19 protein-coding genes are annotated in these 18,367 nt (G+C 70.7%); 5 read left to right on the forward strand and 14 right to left on the reverse strand.

Features of this window, described 5'->3' with window-relative positions:
* Positions 1-161 precede the first annotated feature (161 nt).
* Together GEV10_26820 and GEV10_26825 are read left to right on the forward strand one after the other, a co-directional pair.
* Entirely contained in the window at positions 162-644 is a 483-nt protein-coding gene (locus tag GEV10_26820) for a hotdog fold thioesterase (GenBank protein MQA82041.1), read from the forward strand.
* Between the two features lie 16 nt (positions 645-660).
* Positions 661-1,062, forward strand: a complete 402-nt coding sequence (locus GEV10_26825; protein MQA82042.1) for a nuclear transport factor 2 family protein — start codon at positions 661-663, stop codon at positions 1,060-1,062.
* Positions 1,063-1,070: 8 nt separating this feature from the next.
* Here the strand turns inward: GEV10_26825 and GEV10_26830 are convergent, their stop codons facing one another.
* From GEV10_26830 to GEV10_26895, 14 genes are all read right to left on the reverse strand, one after another.
* The gene (locus GEV10_26830; GenBank protein ID MQA82043.1) at positions 1,071-1,811 is read right to left on the reverse strand and encodes an ATP-binding cassette domain-containing protein; all 741 of its coding nucleotides are present in this window, start codon (positions 1,809-1,811) and stop codon (positions 1,071-1,073) included.
* A gap of 9 nt (positions 1,812-1,820) precedes the next feature.
* Positions 1,821-2,672: an ABC transporter permease subunit gene (locus GEV10_26835; GenBank protein MQA82044.1), complete on the reverse strand. Its 852-nt coding sequence runs from the start codon at positions 2,670-2,672 to the stop codon at positions 1,821-1,823.
* A gap of 14 nt (positions 2,673-2,686) precedes the next feature.
* A complete protein-coding gene (locus tag GEV10_26840) occupies positions 2,687-3,544 on the reverse strand; it encodes an ABC transporter permease subunit (protein ID MQA82045.1) in 858 nt (285 codons plus the stop codon).
* A gap of 57 nt (positions 3,545-3,601) precedes the next feature.
* The gene (locus tag GEV10_26845; protein MQA82046.1) at positions 3,602-4,651 is read right to left on the reverse strand and encodes a hypothetical protein; all 1,050 of its coding nucleotides are present in this window, start codon (positions 4,649-4,651) and stop codon (positions 3,602-3,604) included.
* Between the two features lie 230 nt (positions 4,652-4,881).
* On the reverse strand, positions 4,882-6,297 hold the full coding sequence (locus GEV10_26850; GenBank protein MQA82047.1) for a sodium:solute symporter family protein: 1,416 nt from the start codon (positions 6,295-6,297) through the stop codon (positions 4,882-4,884).
* A 39-nt stretch (positions 6,298-6,336) separates the two neighbouring features.
* On the reverse strand, positions 6,337-7,671 hold the full coding sequence (locus tag GEV10_26855) for an MFS transporter (protein MQA82048.1): 1,335 nt from the start codon (positions 7,669-7,671) through the stop codon (positions 6,337-6,339).
* A gap of 68 nt (positions 7,672-7,739) precedes the next feature.
* A complete protein-coding gene (locus GEV10_26860; GenBank protein ID MQA82049.1) occupies positions 7,740-8,483 on the reverse strand; it encodes an SDR family oxidoreductase in 744 nt (247 codons plus the stop codon).
* A 9-nt stretch (positions 8,484-8,492) separates the two neighbouring features.
* On the reverse strand, positions 8,493-9,272 hold the full coding sequence (locus GEV10_26865; protein MQA82050.1) for a hypothetical protein: 780 nt from the start codon (positions 9,270-9,272) through the stop codon (positions 8,493-8,495).
* A complete protein-coding gene (locus tag GEV10_26870) occupies positions 9,128-9,466 on the reverse strand; it encodes an NIPSNAP family protein (protein MQA82051.1) in 339 nt (112 codons plus the stop codon). Before GEV10_26870 ends, GEV10_26865 begins: the two co-directional genes overlap by 145 nt.
* A gap of 15 nt (positions 9,467-9,481) precedes the next feature.
* The gene (locus GEV10_26875) at positions 9,482-10,375 is read right to left on the reverse strand and encodes a xanthine dehydrogenase family protein subunit M (protein ID MQA82052.1); all 894 of its coding nucleotides are present in this window, start codon (positions 10,373-10,375) and stop codon (positions 9,482-9,484) included.
* Positions 10,372-11,361, reverse strand: a complete 990-nt coding sequence (locus GEV10_26880; GenBank protein ID MQA82053.1) for an amidohydrolase family protein — start codon at positions 11,359-11,361, stop codon at positions 10,372-10,374. Before GEV10_26880 ends, GEV10_26875 begins: the two co-directional genes overlap by 4 nt.
* Entirely contained in the window at positions 11,358-13,769 is a 2,412-nt protein-coding gene (locus tag GEV10_26885; GenBank protein MQA82054.1) for a molybdopterin-dependent oxidoreductase, read from the reverse strand. Before GEV10_26885 ends, GEV10_26880 begins: the two co-directional genes overlap by 4 nt.
* On the reverse strand, positions 13,762-14,241 hold the full coding sequence (locus GEV10_26890; GenBank protein ID MQA82055.1) for a 2Fe-2S iron-sulfur cluster binding domain-containing protein: 480 nt from the start codon (positions 14,239-14,241) through the stop codon (positions 13,762-13,764). Before GEV10_26890 ends, GEV10_26885 begins: the two co-directional genes overlap by 8 nt.
* Before the next feature lie 129 nt (positions 14,242-14,370).
* The gene (locus GEV10_26895) at positions 14,371-15,189 is read right to left on the reverse strand and encodes a helix-turn-helix domain-containing protein (protein ID MQA82056.1); all 819 of its coding nucleotides are present in this window, start codon (positions 15,187-15,189) and stop codon (positions 14,371-14,373) included.
* A gap of 60 nt (positions 15,190-15,249) precedes the next feature.
* Here GEV10_26895 and GEV10_26900 point away from each other — a divergent pair, with 60 nt between their 5' ends.
* Genes GEV10_26900 through GEV10_26910 form a run of 3 tightly spaced genes read left to right on the forward strand, consistent with a single transcriptional unit; the run spans position 15,250 to position 18,221 of the window.
* Positions 15,250-16,098 carry an alpha/beta fold hydrolase gene (locus GEV10_26900; protein ID MQA82057.1) on the forward strand — a complete coding sequence of 283 codons (849 nt, stop codon included), beginning with the start codon at positions 15,250-15,252 and terminating at the stop codon, positions 16,096-16,098.
* Positions 16,099-16,140: 42 nt separating this feature from the next.
* A complete protein-coding gene (locus GEV10_26905) occupies positions 16,141-17,340 on the forward strand; it encodes a cytochrome P450 (protein MQA82058.1) in 1,200 nt (399 codons plus the stop codon).
* 41 nt (positions 17,341-17,381) lie between these two features.
* Positions 17,382-18,221, forward strand: coding sequence for an FAD-binding protein (locus GEV10_26910; protein MQA82059.1), 840 nt, complete (start codon positions 17,382-17,384; stop codon positions 18,219-18,221).
* Positions 18,222-18,367 lie beyond the last annotated feature (146 nt).

The following is an 18,367-nucleotide window of genomic DNA, read 5'->3' on the forward strand; positions in this document are numbered from 1 at the left end:
GCGCGCTTTTCGGGGTCGGGTGCCGGGTGTCAAGAAACCGCCCGCGAACAAATCCCACAAAAGTCGTTGTGCGGTTTCTTGACACCCGGCACCCGACCCCCACAATCAAGAAAGGGGTGAGGCAGCGGACCGAAGCACCCCCAGCCGTGCATAATCACAGGATGCGCGAGCGAACCGTCCGCTGGGACGACCCGATGATCACCGCCAAGGCCGGCCGCGACCGGTCCGGCCTCGACACCCTCCAGGCGATCGCGGACGGTGAGCTCCCGGCGCCGCCCATCGCCGCCACGCTCGGCTTCGACCTGGTCTCGGTCGAGCCGGGACGCGTCGTCTTCTCGTTCGAGCCGGCCGAGTTCCAGTACAACCCGATCGGGTCGGTGCACGGCGGCGTCTATGCGACGCTCCTCGACTCCGCCGCCGGCTGCGCGGTGCACTCCCGGCTGCCGGCCGGAGTCGGCTACACCAGCCTCGACCTCGCCGTGAAGTACCTTGGCACCGTCACGATCGCAACGGGTACGGTCACCTGCGTGGGCACCGTCACGCACCTCGGCAAGCGCACCGCGTTGGCCGAGGCCCGCCTCACCGGGCCCGACGACCGACTGCTCGCCACCGCGACGAGCAGTTGCCTACTCCTTCGCCCCTGACCCCGAGGAGTCCATGGTGCAGCTCACCGCCGAGGACCGTGTTCTCATTGCCGAGACGATCTCGCTGCACGGCCACGTGTTCGACGACGGCGAGCTCGACCGGCTCGACGAGCTGTTCACCCCCGACGTCGTCTACGACGTCAGCGACTTCGGCCAGCAACCCATCCGCGGCATCGGAGCGATCCGCGACGCCGCGCTGGCGATGGGCGATGCCAACCCGGTCGGACACCACGTCACCAACATCGTCATCACGGGGGCGGACGGCGACGAGGCCACCGCGCGTTCCAAGGGCATCGGCGTGATGGCCGACGGCAGCTGCGGCAGCGTCGTGTACGTCGACACGCTGCGCCGGCACGCCGGTGGCTGGCGGATCTGTCACCGCAAGGTCATCGCGCGCCGCATGCCGCTCGGCGGCTGACCGACCCGTCAGCTCGCCAGCAGGTCCATTTCCTCGAAGCGGCGCAACAGGTCGGCCTTCGCGAGGGCGACCCGGTCGTCGCTGCCGTCGCGGGGGAACGGCAGGTCGATGGTGACGTCGTCCTCTACGTGCCCACCCTTGCGCATGACGACGACGCGATTCGACAGCTCGATCGCCTCGCCGACGTCGTGCGTCACGAAGATGACGGTCTTGCCTGTCGCGGCCCACATCTCGTGCAGCTCGCGACGCAGCGTGCGGCCGGTGATCGCGTCGAGGTGGCTGAACGGCTCGTCCATGAGCAGGAGATCCGGCTCCACGGCGAACGCGCGGGCGATGCCGACGCGTTGCTGCATGCCGCCGGACAGCTGGCCAGGGTACTTGTGCTCGACGTCGCCGAGCCCCACCATCTCCAGGTACTCGCGGCACCGCGCCTTCGCGTCGGCGTTGCGCGGCCGCTGGACGAGGTAGAGGTTGTCCAGGATCGAGCGCCAGGGCAGCAGTCGCGGCGCCTGGAAGACGTAGCCGACCGCCGCGGTCTCGCCGTCCTGGGTGATCGACACCGTGCCACTGTCGGGTGACTCGATGCCCGCGAGGATGTTGAGCAGGGTCGACTTGCCGCAACCGGACGGCCCGACGATGCTGACGAACGTCGCGCCCTCGACGTCGAGCGTGACCTCTTCGAGCGCGACGACCTTGTGGTCACCCGTCACGAACTCCTTCTGGACGGCGTCGATCCTGACGTGTGCCATGCAACCTCCTCAGTTCTCCGACGCCCGGTCGGCGACAGCAGGGCGCCAGCGGAAGACGGTCTTCGAGAGTCGACCGAAGACGACCCGTTCGAGCACGAGCGAGAAGAGCACGAAGAAGAGCGCGTAGCCGATAACACCCTGCGCCCGGTGCGCGTCGTACCAGTACCGGATGGTCCAGCCCGCGCCGTCCGCGGCGCCGAACACCTCCGCGACGACGACGCCCTTCCAGCCGTTCGCGAACCCGTATCGCAGCGCGGCGAAGACGAACGGCATCTGCGACGGGAAGATGACGTGGCGGATGAGCGTCGGCCTGGGCATCTCGAACGCATTCGCCATGTCGACGAGGTCACGCGGAACGTCGCGGACGCCCTCCATCACGTTGAGGATGATGAACGGCAGGGCGGTCAGCGTCACGGTCAGGACCGGAGCGCCACTGCCGAACCCGAGCCACATCGAGAAGACCAGCGCCCATACCAGGTACGGGATCGTCAGCAGCACGACCAGGAAGTCGCGGAACATCGCCTCGAACCGCAGCGACATGCCCATGACGAGACCGACGGGCACACCGATCGCGACGGCGAGCACGAACCCGATGCCCAACCGGCCGAAGGTGATTCCGAACGCCTGGTAGACGGTGTGCGGCGCGAGCGTGTCGCCGCGGATCTCGTCCCACATGAAGCCCGCGACCTCGTACGGGTACGGGATCAGCTCCGTCGGGAGCAGCGGCACGGATACCTGCCAGAACACGAACAGCGCAACGACGAACGTCGTCAATGCTCCCCTGCGTCCCCTGATCCAACCGCCGAGGACGTGGGCGACGGACGGGCGACCGTTCGCGGCCGGTGTCGACACCGATGTCATGACCTCACCCCGCCTCAGCTCGCGATCTCTTTGCGCCAGCGCAGGCTGCGCTTCACCAGCCGCTGCAGCACGACCCGTTCGAGGATGATCGCCGCGACGAAGAACCAGAGCACCCAGGCGAGCAGCGTCGCCATCCGGAACTGGATCGACTCGACGCGGATGTTGTAGCCGATGCCCTGGTCACCGCCGAAGATCTCGGTCAGCATCGCGATCTTCCACGCCTGCGAGAACGCGAACCTGATGCCGGTGAACAGGTACGGCGCGACGGCCGGGATGACAACGTGCCGCAGCCGCGTCGCCATCGACATCCGGAACGCCGTCGCCATGTCCATCGTGTCGCGCGGTATCGCCCGCACGCCCTCCCACACGTTGATGGCGACGTACGGGATCGTCGGGAGCACGATCGCCAGCACCGGGCCGATCCAGCTCAGCCCGAAGACCAGCAGCGAGATCAGGACGAAGATCAGACCTGGCGTGGTAAAGCTCAGCAGCAGGCCGTCCCTGAAGAAGCCGTCGAACCACCGGCTGAGCCCCATCGCCACGCCGATCGCCGTGCCGAGGACCACGGCGATCGCGAACGCACGGAAGATGAGCGAGAACGTGACGGCGCCGTGCTCCAGCAGCAGGCCCTCGCTCGCGAGCCTGCCCATCTCCTGCACCACGGTCACCGGCGACGGAAGGACGAACTCCTCGAAGACGAAGAAGTGCAGGGCGAACCAGATCCCGAAGAAGATCAGGTAGCCGGTCACCCGCTCGACCCACCGGCCACGGTTGATCCGCGAGAGCACGGACGCCCCACCGCCCGGACCGACACCGGCCAGGGCCATGCGCGGGGTCGCCCGCCTGCCTCGCCTGGACGTCTCTTGACTCATCGGCGGCTACACCTCACTGTGCAGGACGACTGGGTGCCGGCGTGGTCGGTGTGCTCCCTAGCTTTCAGGCGGCTCCACCGTGGCGAACTCCGGTATCTCCGCGTTCTTGTCCATCAGGCCGTACTGCTTCATCAGGTCGTAGATCTTCTTCTCGTTCTCGACCCACTCGTCGTCGAGGTACACCGTCGGCTGGAAGTAGTCATGCTCGCTGTTGAGGTAGTCGATGACGTACTTGATGTCCTCGGGCGACTCCACGGAGAAGTGCTGCGGGTAGGTGCGGACGATCTTGTCCTTGTTCTTCGCCCACTGCTTCAGCCCCTCCTCCCACAGGTCGAGGAACGCCGCGATCGCCTCGGGGTTCTCGTCGTAGAACTTCTTCGTCGACGTGAACCCGTTGGACAGCACGCCCTTGTGGTCCTTGTTGGGCATCAGCTCGGGGAGCACCTCCCACGAGGCGCGGCCGCCGTACATGTAGCAGAGCTTCTTCGAGCGCAGGTACCTGGCGCCGGCCTCGGGGATGATGATCGCCGCGTCGAGGTCGCCGCGGGCGAGCAGCTCGGGCAGCACGAAGTGGTCCTCGACGACGATCTTGAACGGCGTCTCCTTGTTGCCGACCTGGACCGGGAAGCCGTACTTCTCCCGCGAGTAGATGTCCCAGAGGATCGTGGACGACAGCGGGCTGTTGACACCGACCTTGCCGCCCTTGGGGATGTCCTCGAGCGTCTTGTAACCCTTGTCGCACAGCGCCGCGGGCGTGCTGCGGAAGCCGTTGTAGCGGCCGAACGTCACCGTGTCGATCTTCGTCTGCTTCTCCAGGATGGGCAGCTCGAGCGTGCCCATCGACACGATGTCGCCGTGCCCGCCGGCGAAGAACTGGAACTCGTCCCACGAGGAGTTGGTCTGGATCGTGACGTTGTGCTTCGCCTCGTACTTCTTGATGATGCCCTGGTCGCGCATGAAGTCCCACAGCGGATCGGGCGCGATGAGGAACCTGATGACCGTACGGTCATCGTCGGCGCCCGACCCCGACCCACACGCCGTGGCGGCGAGCACCGCCACCGCCAGAGCGGCGACCACCCGTGTCCCGATGGATTGTCTGGTGCGCATGCCGGGGCCTCCACTCGTCTCGTTCAAAGAGACGGCGTCTCATCTTGGGCCTAGGGTAATCGTGCACGATGTACGATGCAAGGGTGCAGTCGACGCGTCGCCTCACTCGCGATTCGGGGGTTCGCATCGGCTGCAGGGTGAGGGAACCCCCGATCCACGGTGTGATCACCGAAGCGACGCACTGAACATGATCATTTGGGGACGGCGGCGAGCGGGGGCTGCCGGACGGATCAGCTGTGGGCGGGCGCGTCCGCCTGACTCGGGGCCGGGGTGCCCCGCGGCCTGTTCCGGTCGACGAGGTGACTGATGGTCATGACGACCAGCGGGGTCAGCACCGCGATGTACGCGTTGTCGATGCCGAACGGGTCACCAGCCGCGAACCAGCCGATCGTGGCGAGCAGCGACGCGATGATGCTGAGGAACGCCCCGTTGCGGCCGCCGAAGCGCGGCGCGTAGAACATCATCAGCACGAGCACCGCCAGCGCCGCTCGCAGCGACTTGCCGAGGAACGTCACGGCGAGGATGTCCTCCGCGAACAGCGCGAGCGTGATCGGCAGGAGCCCGGCGACCACCGTCGCCGTCCTGATGAACCACAGGTCCTTGCGGTCGTTGCGCTCCTTGTTGAAATAGGGCTGGTAGAAGTCCTTGAGCAGCAGCGTCGACGTCCCCAGGGTCACCGCGCCGATCGACCCGAGCATCGCGCCCGTCAGGCCGCACACCACGACGGCGCCGAAGATCGGCGGCATGTCGTGGACGATCGCGGGGAGCGCCTGCAGCGAGTCGATGTCCGGGTACAGCGCGGCCGCGCACAGGCCGACGAACGCGGCGATCAGGCCGAACGGGACCATCACGAGGGCGGAGTAGAAGCTCGCCCGGCGTGCCTTCTGCTCGTCGCCCACCGTCGTGATCGCCTGTACGACGTACTGCGTCGCGAACGTCGCGCCGATGCCGGCGATGAGCCAAGCGAAGATCTGCGACCAGCCGACGTTGTCCCAGACGAACATCTCCGGCGGCACCGACGCCCGCAGCTCGCCCATGCCGCCGACCACCCACAGCGAGACCACGGCCGCCAGGGTGATGCCGATGAGCTTCACCACGGCGTGCAACACGTTGGTGTAGACCACCGAACGCATCCCGCCGATGCTGACCCATGCCACCGCGAGAACGCCGGTGATGACGATGGCGACGCTGTTGTCGATGCCGATGAGGCCGGCGATCACCGCGCCGCCGCTGGTGTAGAGCGAGACGCAGACGATGAGCAGCGCGCTCACCATGATGACCGACGTCGCCAGCCGCGTCCGTTCGCCGTAGTAGCGGGCGAGTGCGACCGAGATGGTGTTCTCACCGAGAGCCTTGAACTTCCGCGCGAGCAGCAGCGAGAACAAGACGAACCCGATGCCGAGGGACGCGAGGTTCCATGCCGCCGAGATTCCCACCTCGTAGCCGGCCTGGGCGGTGCCGACGCTCGCGCTGGTGCCGATGAACTCCGACGCCAGCAGGAAGCCGATGAGCACCGCGGGGAACACCCTGCCGCCGGTCGTGTAGCCCTGCGACGTACGCGACGCTCGTCGCGCCAGGATGCTGATCGTGGCCAGCACGGCCATGTAGCCCCCGACGACGACGAGCACGAGCCACAACGAGTCCATCGGTTCCTCCGGTCGAGTCGCGTCGGCCTACCTGGCGGCCTACCTCGCCACCGGCGGTGGCTCCGCGAGGCGGTCGCCGACCTCGGCCGCCGCCTCGGTCCTACGGCGTGCGCCGGCCACGAAGATCCCGCCGAGCAGGCTGACGAGCACCAGCAGCAGCATGTACAGGGTGACGCCGAGCGACGAGCCGGTGAGTTGGAAGAACGTGACCGCGAGGAACGGCGCCGGCGCGCCGCCGAGCAGGCCGCCCAGCTGGTACCCCACCGACGAGCCGCTGAACCGCACCCGGGCGGGGAACAGCTCGCTGATCATCGCGGCGACGGGCCCGTACGTGGCACCGAGGCCGATGCCGATGAGGATCCCGCCGAACAGCAGGCCCGCCGGCGTGCGCGTCTCGAGCAGCGGGAAGAGGACCGCCGCGGCGACCCCCAGCCAGACCACCCCGCTGAGGAAGACCCGGCGCGAGCCGAGCCGGTCGCACAGGTGACCGCAGATCGGCAGGCTGACGGCGAAGAACACCGTGCCGGCGAGGACGCACAGCAGCGCCTGCGACCTGCTCACCTCCAGGCTCGTCGTGAGGTACGAGAGCACGTACACCGTGAACACGTAGGTGATCATGATCGTCGCGGCGGGCAACGCCGCCGACACGAGGATCTGCCGTGGCTGGTTCTTCATCGCCTCGAGCAACGGGCGCCTGCTGTGCGCCTTCCTGCGGTTCAGGTCCTCGAACGCCGGGCTCTCCGCGACACGCACCCGGACGATCATGCCGAAGACCACGAGCACGATGCTCGCGAGGAACGGGATGCGCCATGCCCACGCCGTGAACGCCTCGGTCGAGACGCCCGCCGTGGCGAAGAACGCGAGGTTGGCGAGCAGCAGGCCGACCGGCACGCCCGCCTGCGGGAAGATGCCGTACAGCGCGCGGCGACCCGGCGGTGCGTGCTCGACAGCCATCAGGACGGCGCCGCTCCACTCGCCGCCGAGCCCGAAGCCCTGCAGCAGCCGCAGCACCGTGAGGAGCACCGGCGCCCAGACGCCGATGGTCGCGTAGTTCGGCAGCAGGCCGATGCCGACCGTGGCGAAACCGACGAGCAGCAGCGACATGACGAGCATGCTCTTGCGGCCGATCCGGTCACCGAAGTGACCCATGACGAGCCCGCCGATCGGCCGCGCCAGGAAACCGGCACCGAACACGCCGAACGACGCCAGTGCACCGGCGACGGGCGAGAACGACGGGAAGAACTGCGGCCCGAACACCAGGGCCGCCGCCGCGCCGTAGAGGAAGAAGTCGTAGTACTCGATCGTGGTGCCGGCCAGGCTCGCGATGGCGGCACGGCGGGCCGGCGTTCCTGCGGTCGTCGGGGTCTGACTCATCTGGCTGTCCTCCTGCCGGTACAGCGTCGTACGCGGCGGCCTCGGGGCTACTCGCGGGGGGAGAGAGATCAGTGGAGGACAGAACCGCCGTCGACGACGAAGGTCTGACCCGTGATGAAGTCGGCGTCGTCACCGGCGAGGAAGCACACCACGCCGGCGACGTCGTCTGGTACCTGGTCGCGGTGCAGCAGTCTGGTCTGCACCGCGGACTCTCGCAGTCCCCCGATCAGGTCTTCGTTGTCGCGTACCGCATCGCTCAACGTGAAGCCGGGTGCCACCGCGTTGACGCGCACGTCGCGGTCGGCGAGCTCCCTGGCGAGCGCCCTGGTCATCGCGAGCACCGCGCCCTTGCTGCTGACGTAGTGCAGGAACATCGGCAGCCCCTTGAGGGCGGCGGCGGACGCGATGTTGACGATCCGTCCGCCCGGCGCGAGGACGGGGACCGCCGCCTTGCAACAGGTGAACAGGCCGACGACGTTGACGTCGAGCACCCGTCGCCAGTCGTCCGGCTCGAGCTCGGTGAACGGCGTGGGTGTCAGCGAGCTGAAGATGCCGGCGTTGTTGACGAGCACGTCGACGCGCCCGTGCTCGTCCCGCACCCGCGCCATCAGGTCGTCGACCGACGCCGGGTCGGTGACGTCGACCGGCAGGTGGGTGATCCCGGCCTCGGTGCCGTCGGACGCCCCCAGCACGGAGTCGAGGTCGGCGGCGACGACCCTCGCGCCCCTGTCGGCCAGTCGGCGGGCGATCGTCCGCCCGATCCCCGCGGCACCGCCGGTCACGACAGCGACCCTGCCGCTTAGCGCATCCACCGCCACCACCTAGTCCCTGCGTCCGTGACGACCGAGGTACCAGCCGAGCGCGCCGGCCACCACGGCGCCGGCGACCGGCACGGCGGCGCGCCGCAGCATCGGGACGACGGTCGCACCGTCCGCGTCGGGACGGACGTCGCGCCGCGGTCGCGGGGTCTCGACCGGTGCCGGACGCGCCGTGCCGTCGCCGGACGGACGTGCGGTCTGCGGTGCCGGCTGCCTTCGGCGGTCTTGCGACAGTCCCGCGGCGAGCGCGGCGAGCAGGCGCGTGCCCGCCTCGGCGAGCGCACCGTCCTTCGCCCGCGCGGCCGTGCCGCTCACGACGAGGTCGGCGGACAGCGAGATCCTGGTGCCCGTCCCCTCGACGCGCAGCGTGGCGACGACGGTGCCCGTCGCGGCGCCGTCGCCCTGCCCCTCGCTGCCACGCACCTCGACCACGGCACGGTGGTCGACGTCGTCGCGTTCGAGGAAGCGCGCGACGCCCGTGTAGTGCGCGCCATCGGTAGCGAGCGCGCCGCGGCACTCGCCGTCGACGACCGCGTCGAGCCGCGCGCCGGGAAGGCACGAGGCGACGCGCGCCAGGTCGGTGACCCGGCGCCACGCGTCGTCGAGCGGCAGCCCGACGACGGCGTCGTACTCGAGTCTCACGCGGTGTCCCCGGTCCCGGCACCGGGCCAGTACGGCGCGGTCACGAGCAGGCGGCTCGTCATCTCCGCGACGATCGGACCCGCCGCCTCGGAGTCGGCCTTGACCTGCTTCCACTCCGGGTCGCCCTGGAAGCCTGCCCACGCCTGCTTCTTCGCCGCCTCGTCGTCGAAGCGGAGCAGGTAGACGATGCGCGCGTCGTCGTCCGCGTCTGTCCAGAAGCCGGCCACCTCGATGCCGTGCCTGGCGAACAGGCCGAACGTGTGGTCGGCGAACCTGGAGTGCAGCTTGTCGGCCGAGCCGGGGGTGGCGACGTACTCGCGGAGCTCGTAGATCATGGGTGTCCTTTGCGGTCAGGCAGCGGATGTGTCCTCGCCCGCGGCGTCGGCGGCGCGGGTATAGACGCCGCGAATGCCTCTGGCGAGCAGAGTTCCCGCGACGTGTCGGCGGTAGTCGGCCGTGGCGTGCAGGTCGCCGGGCGGCGCGAGCTCGTCGCGCGCGGCCTCGGTGACCTGCGCGAGGAGGGAGGCGTCGACCGCGCGGCCGCGCAGCAGCTCCTCCACGGCCGTGCAGCGGTACGGGACCTCGGCGACGCCGCTGAAGCACACCCGTGCGTCGACGACGACGGAGTCGTCGAGCGTCAGCTGCACGGCGGCGCCCACGAGCGCGAAGTCGCCGCGGCGACGAGCGACCTCCTCGAACGTCGCGGCGGTGCCGGGAGATGCGGCGGGGAACCTGATCTCGGTCACGAGCTCGTCGGACTCGAGCGCGGAGACGAGGTGGGTGCGGAAGAAGTCGGCCGCGGCGATCTCACGCTCGCCGCGGACGCTCGCGGCGACGAAGACGGCGTCGAGCGCCGTCGCCACCGACGGCAGCTCGGCGGCGGGGTCGGCGTGCGCGAGGCTGCCGCCGATGGTGCCCCTGTTGCGGATCGGCGGATGCGCGATCTGCGGGAGCGCGGCGGCGAGCAGCGGGCAGTGCCGCGCGACGCCGGGTGAGCGTTCGGCGGTGGCCTGCCGTACGGTCGCGCCGACCCGCAGACCCACCGCCGTGCGGTGCAGCTCGGCGAGGCCGGCGATCCCGCCCAGGTCGACGAGGTGCTCGGGCCGGGCGAGCCGAAAGTTGAGCAACGGCAGCAGGCTCTGCCCGCCGGCGAGCGCCTTGCCGTCGTCGCCGTACTCGGCCAGCAGGGCGAGCGCCTCGTCCAGGGTGTCCGGCCGGTGCAGGTCGAAGTCGACGGGCTTCATGGGGTGCTCGCCGTGGGGAACAGGCTCGCCGCGTTGCGGCCGAGGATCCGCGCCCGCACGTCGTCGTCGAGCGCGGCCGACTCCACGACGGCGCGCGGGGTGAGGTCGCCGATGGGGAACGGGTAGTCGGAGCCGAGCAGCACGCGGTCGGCGGTCACCTTGGTGACGAGGAACTCCAGCGTCGCGGTGTCGAAGACGACGCTGTCGAGGTACAGACGGGCGAACGATTCGACGGGGTCGGCCGTGCCGCCGGTGTCGAGCAGGTGGTTGCGGGTCAGCCGGCCGAGCACGTACGGCAGCGCGGCGCCGCCGTGGGCCACGAGCAGCCGCAGACCCGGGTAGCGCGCGGGGATACCCGCGTAGAGCAGCCGGGCGAGCGTGACCGTGCTGTCCTCCAGGCGCGCGAGCCCGTTGACGAGACCGAAGTCGGCGTAGCGCGCGGACGCGCCACCGAAGCCCGGGTGCAGGAAGACGACCGCGCCGGTCTCGTCCGCCGCCTCCCAGAACGGGGTGAACGCCGGGTCGTCGAGCTCACGGCCCGCCGCCCGCGTCGCGATCATCACGCCGGGCAGGCCACGCGTGCGCTGGGCGCGCAACGCCTCGGCCGAGCGCTTGGGGTCCTGCAGCGGCACGGAGCCGAGCGCGACGAGACGCTCGTCGGCGTCGGCGGTCGACGCGATGCCGTCGGTGAGCAGCTCGGCCCAGTCGGCGCCTTCGTCGTCGGGGAGGTCGTAGCCGAAGATGTCGAGCCAACCGCCCACCACCTGCCGGTCGATCCGCTGTGCCGCCAGCCACTCCGCGCGCCGGCCGAGGTCGGTGAGTCCGGGCGCGAGCGGGCGCGTCGGCGTACCGCCGTCGAACGCGACCACGTGGCTCTCGCCGTGCGGGGTCACCTCGACGTGCGGGAAGCGCACCCGTCCGGCCGCGAGGTCGGCCATCATGCCGGCCGGCACGAGGTGGGCGTGGACGTCGACGACCTGGGTCACGGGGCTCCTTCACGGGTGGCTTCGGCGTCGCGCAGTGCGTGCCACACGTCGCTCGGCTTGATGGGCAGGGACGCGATCGGCTGCACGCCGACGGCGGCGAGCGCGTCGTTGACGGCACTCGCGACGGCCGCGGGCGCGCCCATGTAGCCCGCCTCGCCCGCGCCTTTCTGACCGAAGGACGTGTACGGCGACGGCGTGCAGTGCTCGGTGTCGACGATGTCGGGGATCTCGTGGGTGCTCGGCAGCAGGTAGTCCATGAACGACTGCGTGAGCGGCTGGCCGGCGTCGTCGTACGCGAACTGCTCGTACAGCGCGACGCCGATGCCGTGGGCCGTACCGCCGTAGACCATGCCGCGGACGACCTCGGGATTGACGACCGTGCCGCAGTCGTGGGCGAGGTAGTAGCGCTCGAGGTCGACGACGCCGGTGTCGGGGTCGACCGCCGCGAGCACGAGGTGGGTCTCGAACGAGAAGCACGGGTACAGCTGCACGGTGCCGTCGGGCGCGGTGAGCGTGCCGGACCGCGGGGTGTGCGCGACCTGCACGACCTCGAGCCCCGGCTGCACGCCCGGCGGCATCAGGTGCTGCTTGCGGTGCGCGATCGCGACGAGCTCACCCCAGCCGAGCCGCCGGTCGGGATCGTCGCGCACGACCACGTCGCCCGACTCGTACGCGACGGCGTCGCGTTCGACGCCGAAGTGGTGCGCGCCGATGTGGCGCAGCTTGTCCTTCACCTCGATCGCCGCATCCCTGATCGCCTCGCCGAGCACGATCGTCATGCGGCTGCCGACCGGGCTCTGCGACGGCATGCCGCCGAGCGAGTCGGCGCGCAGCACGGTGATGCGCGCGGGGTCGCGGCCGAGCTCCTCGCCCGCGAGCGTCGCGACCATCGTGTCGTGGCTCTGCCCCGCCGACGAGATCGAGATGACGACGGTGACGTTGCCGCCCTGGTCGACGCGGATGCGGCACGCCTCGGGGAACGTCGTCTTGTCGTTGGCGGGGTTCATGATGTTCTCGAAGATGGCGTTGCCGCCACCGGGTTCGAGGCACGTGGCCAGGCCGATGCCGGCGAGCATTCCCGATGCGCGCAGCTCGTCCCTGCGGTGTTCGAGCGCGTCGAGGTCGGCCAGCGCGATCGCCTTGTCGAGCACCGCCGGGTAGTCGCCCGAGTCGTACTCGGTGCCGCTCGGGATGCGGTAGGGGAACTCGTCCGGGCGGATGAAGTTGCGGCGCCGGATCTCCATCCGGTCCATGCCGAGCACGCCCGCGACGGCGTCGACGGCGGACTCGATCGCGTAGTTGGTCGGCGCCTGCCCGAAGCCGCGCACCGCGACCTGGCCGGTCTTGTTGGTCGTCACCGCCGTCGCGTCGTATCTGGCGCTCGGGATGCGGTACGGGCCGACGATCGCGCCGATCGGCTTGGCCAGCTGCAGCGGCGAACGTCCCGGATAGGCGCCCTCGTCGTCGATGACGTCGATGCTGATGCTGGTGAACGTGCCGTCGTCCTGGTACGCCAGCGCGACGTCGAAGATGCGGTCGGGACCGTGGAAGTCGCCGCCGTGCATGTTCTCCGCGCGGTCCTCGATCAGCTTCACCGGCGCGTGCAAGCGGCGCGCGAGGTAGCCGGCGAGCACGCCGTGCTTGATGCCGCGTTTGACGCCGTAGCTGCCGCCCACGTCGACGTCGAAGTGCACGCGCACCTGATTGCCCGGCAGCCGCAGCGCGCCGGCGAGCTGCTCGGGGAACTGCGGCATCTGGATCGACGCCCAGACGTCGAGCATGTCGCGGTGCTCGTCCCAGTTCGCGACGACGCCGAACGTCTCGATCGGCACGGTCGAGTTGCGGTTCCACCGGACCCGCACCCGGGCGACACCGGACGCGCGCGCGACGTCGCTCTCGACCTCGCCCCAGACGAACTCGCGGTGCGTGAGGACGTTGGTGCCGTGCCCGGTGTGCACGATCGCGCTGTCGGGGCGCAGCGCCGCCTCGGGGTCGAGCACCACCGGCAGCGGGTCGTAGTGGACGGTGACGAGCTCGGCGCCGTCCTCGGCGACCGCACGCGAGCGGGCGACGACCGCCGCGACCCACTCGCCCGCGTACCGCGTGACGTCGACGGCGAGCGGGCGCCAGTGGACGTCGGGTAGATCGAGGTACTGCTGCAGCGGCTCGGTCTCCTTGGCCAGCTCGGCGCCGGTCAGGACGGCGACGACGCCGTCGACCTCGAGTGCGGCCCCGACGTCGATGCCCGTGATGCGGGCGTGCGGGTGCGGGCTGGTGACGAGACCGACGTGCAGCGTGCCGGGCGGCGTGATGTCGGCGACGTAGCGCCCGTGCCCGGTGACGAAGCGGCGGTCCTCGCGGATCGGTGCGGAGCGGGACACCCAGCGGAGGTCGGTCGCGTCATCCACGGGCCACGACCTCGCCGCGCCGGCTCTCGGCCGCGAGCCGTACGGCCTCGCGGATCTGGACGTAACCGGTGCAGCGACAGATGTTGCCGCCGAGCGCCTCGTCGATGTCGTCGTCGCCGGGATCCGGTTCGGCCTCGAGCAGCGCCTCCGCCGCGAGCACCATGCCGGGCGTGCAGTACCCGCACTGCAGCGCGTGGGTGCGGCAGAACGCGTCCTGCACGGCGGAGAGCGGCTCGCCGGGACGAGAGACGCCCTCGATGGTGGTGACGTCGTGTCCGTCGGCCTGCGCGGCGAGGGTCAGGCACGAGCGGACGGGCGCGCCGTCGAGCAGCACCGTGCACGCGCCGCAGACGCCGTGCTCGCAGCCGAGGTGGGTGCCGGTGAGGCCGAGCTCGTCGCGGAGGAGGTCGGCGAGGCTGGTGCGTCCCTCGGTCTCGCACGCACGCGAATCGCCGTTGACCGTCAGTGCGATGTGATGCCTGCTGCCCACGGCACGGTCTCCTTCCTGCGGTGGTGCGGACGAGCCGGACGGATCAGGCGGTCGGTACTGGTTGCCTCCGGCGGCCTTGCGTCAGTACTAGCTGCCTCCGGCGGACATGCGTCAGGCGCGGGCCAGCAGCCCGGCGGCGTCGCCGAGCGCGACCGAGATCGCGCCGGCCGTGGCGACGGTGCGGTCGCGCAGCTCGTCGAAGCGGTCGGCGCCGAACCTCGCCTCGGGCAGGCACAGCCCGACCGAGGCGACCGCGACGCCGGTGTGGTCCCTGATCGGCGCGGCGACACCGCCGACTCCCTCGCGGAAGCTGCCGTGGTTGACGCCGTAGCCGGTGCGGCGCACGTCGGCGAGCATCTCGGCGAGCACGCCGGGGTCGGTCACGGTGCGGTCGGTGTACGGCGGCACCGGCCGGTCGAGCACCGCACGGATCTCCGCCGTCGGCTGGAACGCGAGCAGTGCGCGTCCGGTCGCGACGCAGGTCGCGGTACAGCGGCGCCCGACGTACGACCGCGCCACCACCGGCTGCCGGCTCTCCAGCTTGTCGACGTAGACCACGTCGCCGTGGTCGTAGATCGCGAGGTGGACCGTCTCGTCGGTCTCCTCGTTGAGCCGGACGAGGTACGGGGCCGCGACGGCCCGCAGGTCGAGGTTCTGGGCCCACAGGCTGCCGAGCTCGAAGCACCGAACCCCGGCGGAGTAGAGCGAGCTCTGCGGGTCCTGGGCGACGTACCCGCGCGCCTGCAGCGTCGAGAGCAACCGGTGGACGGTGGCCTTGGGACCTCCCACCGTGGTCGCGATCTCGGTGAGCCCGACCTGCGTGCCCGACCGGGCGAGCAGCTCCAGGATGTCGAGCGCCCGCTCGAGCTGACCGGCCGGCGACACCGGACTGGATCGCTGTTCCATCCCCGATGTGTATCTGGACCGCATAGTTGATGTCAACTGCCGGACCCGTTGACGGCAGATCGCCGATCCATCTACCTTGCGGGAATGGACCGTCGTTTCGATCAGCTGGAACGGGTGCCCGAGGGGCCCCGCGGCGAACCGGCGCTCGCGTACGCCGACCGGGGCCCGCGCGTCGCTGAGGCCGTGGTGCTGCTGCACAGCCTCGGCACCGACCACCGGTTGTGGGCGCCGCAGCTCGAGCCGTTGAGCGCCGAGCACCGGGTGCTCGTGCCGGACAGCCGGGGCCACGGCGCGTCCGGCTGGCCGCGGACCAACGGTTCCGCGGCGACCACGATCGACGACTGGACGGCCGACCTCGCCCGGCTCCTCGACCACGCGGGCGTCGAGCGCGCCGTGCTGGTGGGGGTCTCGATGGGCGGCGTCCAGGCGCTGGCGTTCGCCCTGCGCCACCCGACCCGCACGACCGGCCTCGTCCTCGCCGACACGTTCGCCGAGCTCGACGCCGACCTCGCGGCGACGAAGATCGGCGGGATGTCCGACGGTGCCCGGAGCCTCGGCATGCCGGCGTACGCCGACGGCTACGTCGCGGAGACGTTCACCACCGAACCGCCGGTGGCCGGGGCGGCGGACGTCCGCGACGCGATCGCCGGGATGTCCGTCGACGCGTACGCCGCCTCCGTGCGGGCGTGCTTCGGCGTCACCCTCGGCGCGCGGCTCGGCGAGATCGACGCACCGACGCTGGTCCTGTGGGGCGACCGCGACAAGAAGACGCCGCGACCCCTTGCCGAGCGCCTCGCCGCGGACGTCCCCGGTGCGGTCCTGCGCGAGGTGCCCGACGCCGGGCACCTGTCGAACCTGGAGAACCCCGCCGCGTTCACCGCGGCCGTCCACGAGCATCTCGCCGAGGTCATGCCCCGGCGAGCCGACCACTAGCACACCGCTTCGCGCGCACCGCGTCGCCGAAGGGAGCCGACCGTGCCCGCTCTCGCCGAGTACCCCACCACGGCGCTCGACCCCTTCGCGCCCGAGTTCCTGCGTGACCCGTACCCGGGCCACGAGGAGCTGCGCGACCTCGGTCCCGTCGTGCGCCTCGAGCGCTACGACGCGTGGGTCTGCGCGCGGTACGAGGAGGTGCGCGCGGTGCTCGCCGACGCCGAGACGTACGGCTCGGGCGCGGGCGTCGGGCTCAGCAACCTGCACCGCGAGAAGCACTGGCGCAAGCCGAGCATCCTGCTCGAGAACGACCCGCCCGACCACACCCGCGTCCGCCGTGCGCTGACGAGCGTGCTCACCGCGAAGAACATCAGGAAGCTGCGCGATCTCTTCGAGAGCAAGGCCGTCGAGCTCGTCGACCGGGTCGTCGAACTCGGCACGTTCGACGCGGTCGAGGACTTCGCGAAGCCGTTCCCGCTACGCGTCTTCCCCGACGCGGTCGGCCTGGTCGACGGCGACCGCGAGCTGCTGATCGCGTACGGGCGCATGGTCTTCGACGGCATGGGCCCGCACAACGCGGTCTACGACCAGGTGATGGCCGACGCCGACCGGACGGTCGAGTGGATCACCGCCCAGTGCCGGCGCGACGCGCTGCGTCCCGGCGGCCTCGGCGCCCAGGTCTACGAGACGGTCGACTCCGGCGAGCTGACCGAGGACGAGGGCGCGCTCGTGGTCAGGTCGTTCCTGTCCGCCGGCGTCGACACGACGATCCACGCGCTCGCGAGCGCGGTGCACTGCCTCGCCCTCGACCCCGACCAGTGGCGACTCGTGCGCGAGGACCCGTCCCGGGCGAAGTTCGCGTTCGAGGAGACCCTGCGCTACGAGTCGCCGTTCCAGCAGTTCTTCCGCACCACGACGCGGGAGACGACGCTCGGCGGCGTGCACCTCGGGCCGGAGGAGAAGCTCCTGGTACTGCCGGCCGCGGCGAACCGCGACCCGCGGCACTGGACCGACCCGGACCGCTTCGACATCACCCGCCGACCGCTCGCACACCTCGGTCTCGGGCACGGGGTGCACTCGTGCGTCGGCCAGATGATCGCGCGCCTCGAGGGCGAGGTGCTGCTGACCGAGCTGAGTCGCCGGGTCGCGGAGCTGCACGTCGCCGGCGAGGCCCGGTGGGGGCTCAGCAACACCCTGCGCGGCCTCGCCCACCTGCCCGTCGAGGTACGTGCCTCGAACTGAGAGGAACGAGTGTGCCGAGCGCCCGTGCCCGGGGGACGACCGTGACAAGGCTGTCCACCGTCGTCGTCATGGCGGCGGACGGCGTCACGCGTCCGTCGCCAAAGGAGTACCTCGCCTACGGCGTCGCCGCCGACCTCGGCACCGGGTATCCCTGCGCGGTCGACGGCGCGCATCTCGCCGGTGTCCTCGCGGCGCGCAGCCGCGGTGACGCGCACCGGCTCCCGCGTCCCGACGGCGGTCGACTGGTGGTCGTCGGCGCGGGACTCGCGGGACTCGAGCTCGCGTCCGACGCGCACGACCTCGGCTACCGCGTCACGGTCGTCGAGGCGGAGCGTACGGTCCTGCCCGGCCTCGTCTCCCCCGCGACCGCTGCCTTCCTCGTCGACCGGCACGCCGCCCGCGGCGTGCCGGTGCTGACCGGCACAGTCGTCACCCGGGTCGTCGGTGCCGACGGACGCGTGGTGGGCGTCGAGACCGACGCCGGCGGCGTGGTCGAGGCCGACCTCGTCGCGTTCACCTGCGGACCCCGCGCTGCCCACGCGCGCCCGTCCGTACGCCGCCCGACGCCGTGGCTCTGGAGCCGCCAGGCCGGCCACCGCCTCCAGCTCGCCGGCCGCACCGCGCACCCGGACGTCACCGTCCTGCGCGGCGACCCGACGGTCGGGCCGTTCTCGCGGTTCTGCTTCCGCGACGGCCTGCTCACCGGCGTCGAGTCCGTCGACCACGACACCGTCCACCGCGCCGCCCGCCACCTCCTGGCCGCCCGCCACGACGTCACCATGGACGACCTCGTGACCACCGGCTTCGACCCCGGCGACCTGGGTGGTCACGGACGCTTCACCTCACCTGCGTGGACTTCACCTCGTCCCGGCACGAGGTGAAGTCCTTGTTGATCACGTTAACCTCGGTCTTTCACACCTGGTGGGGCGACACGGGGTGTGGTGATGCGAAAGTGCCTTGTCTGCAAGGGAAACTGGGACTTGTCGACGGTCCTGTTGCTCTTGGAGAAAGGCACTTCGCGGGTGAA

This window comes from Streptosporangiales bacterium (assembly GCA_009379955.1).
In the GTDB taxonomy this organism is placed as follows: Bacteria; Actinomycetota; Actinomycetes; order Streptosporangiales; family WHST01; genus WHST01.

Coding starts and splice junctions, on each gene's coding strand:
- GEV10_26820 (MQA82041.1), top strand. CDS start 162: ATGCGCGAGCGAACCGTCCGCTGGGACGACCCGATGATCACCGCCAAG.
- GEV10_26830 (MQA82043.1), bottom strand. CDS start 1,811: ATGGCACACGTCAGGATCGACGCCGTCCAGAAGGAGTTCGTGACGGGT.
- GEV10_26835 (MQA82044.1), bottom strand. CDS start 2,672: ATGACATCGGTGTCGACACCGGCCGCGAACGGTCGCCCGTCCGTCGCC.
- GEV10_26840 (MQA82045.1), bottom strand. CDS start 3,544: ATGAGTCAAGAGACGTCCAGGCGAGGCAGGCGGGCGACCCCGCGCATG.
- GEV10_26845 (MQA82046.1), bottom strand. CDS start 4,651: ATGCGCACCAGACAATCCATCGGGACACGGGTGGTCGCCGCTCTGGCG.
- GEV10_26850 (MQA82047.1), bottom strand. CDS start 6,297: ATGGACTCGTTGTGGCTCGTGCTCGTCGTCGTCGGGGGCTACATGGCC.
- GEV10_26855 (MQA82048.1), bottom strand. CDS start 7,671: ATGAGTCAGACCCCGACGACCGCAGGAACGCCGGCCCGCCGTGCCGCC.
- GEV10_26870 (MQA82051.1), bottom strand. CDS start 9,466: ATGATCTACGAGCTCCGCGAGTACGTCGCCACCCCCGGCTCGGCCGAC.
- GEV10_26875 (MQA82052.1), bottom strand. CDS start 10,375: ATGAAGCCCGTCGACTTCGACCTGCACCGGCCGGACACCCTGGACGAG.
- GEV10_26895 (MQA82056.1), bottom strand. CDS start 15,189: ATGCGGTCCAGATACACATCGGGGATGGAACAGCGATCCAGTCCGGTG.
- GEV10_26900 (MQA82057.1), top strand. CDS start 15,250: ATGGACCGTCGTTTCGATCAGCTGGAACGGGTGCCCGAGGGGCCCCGC.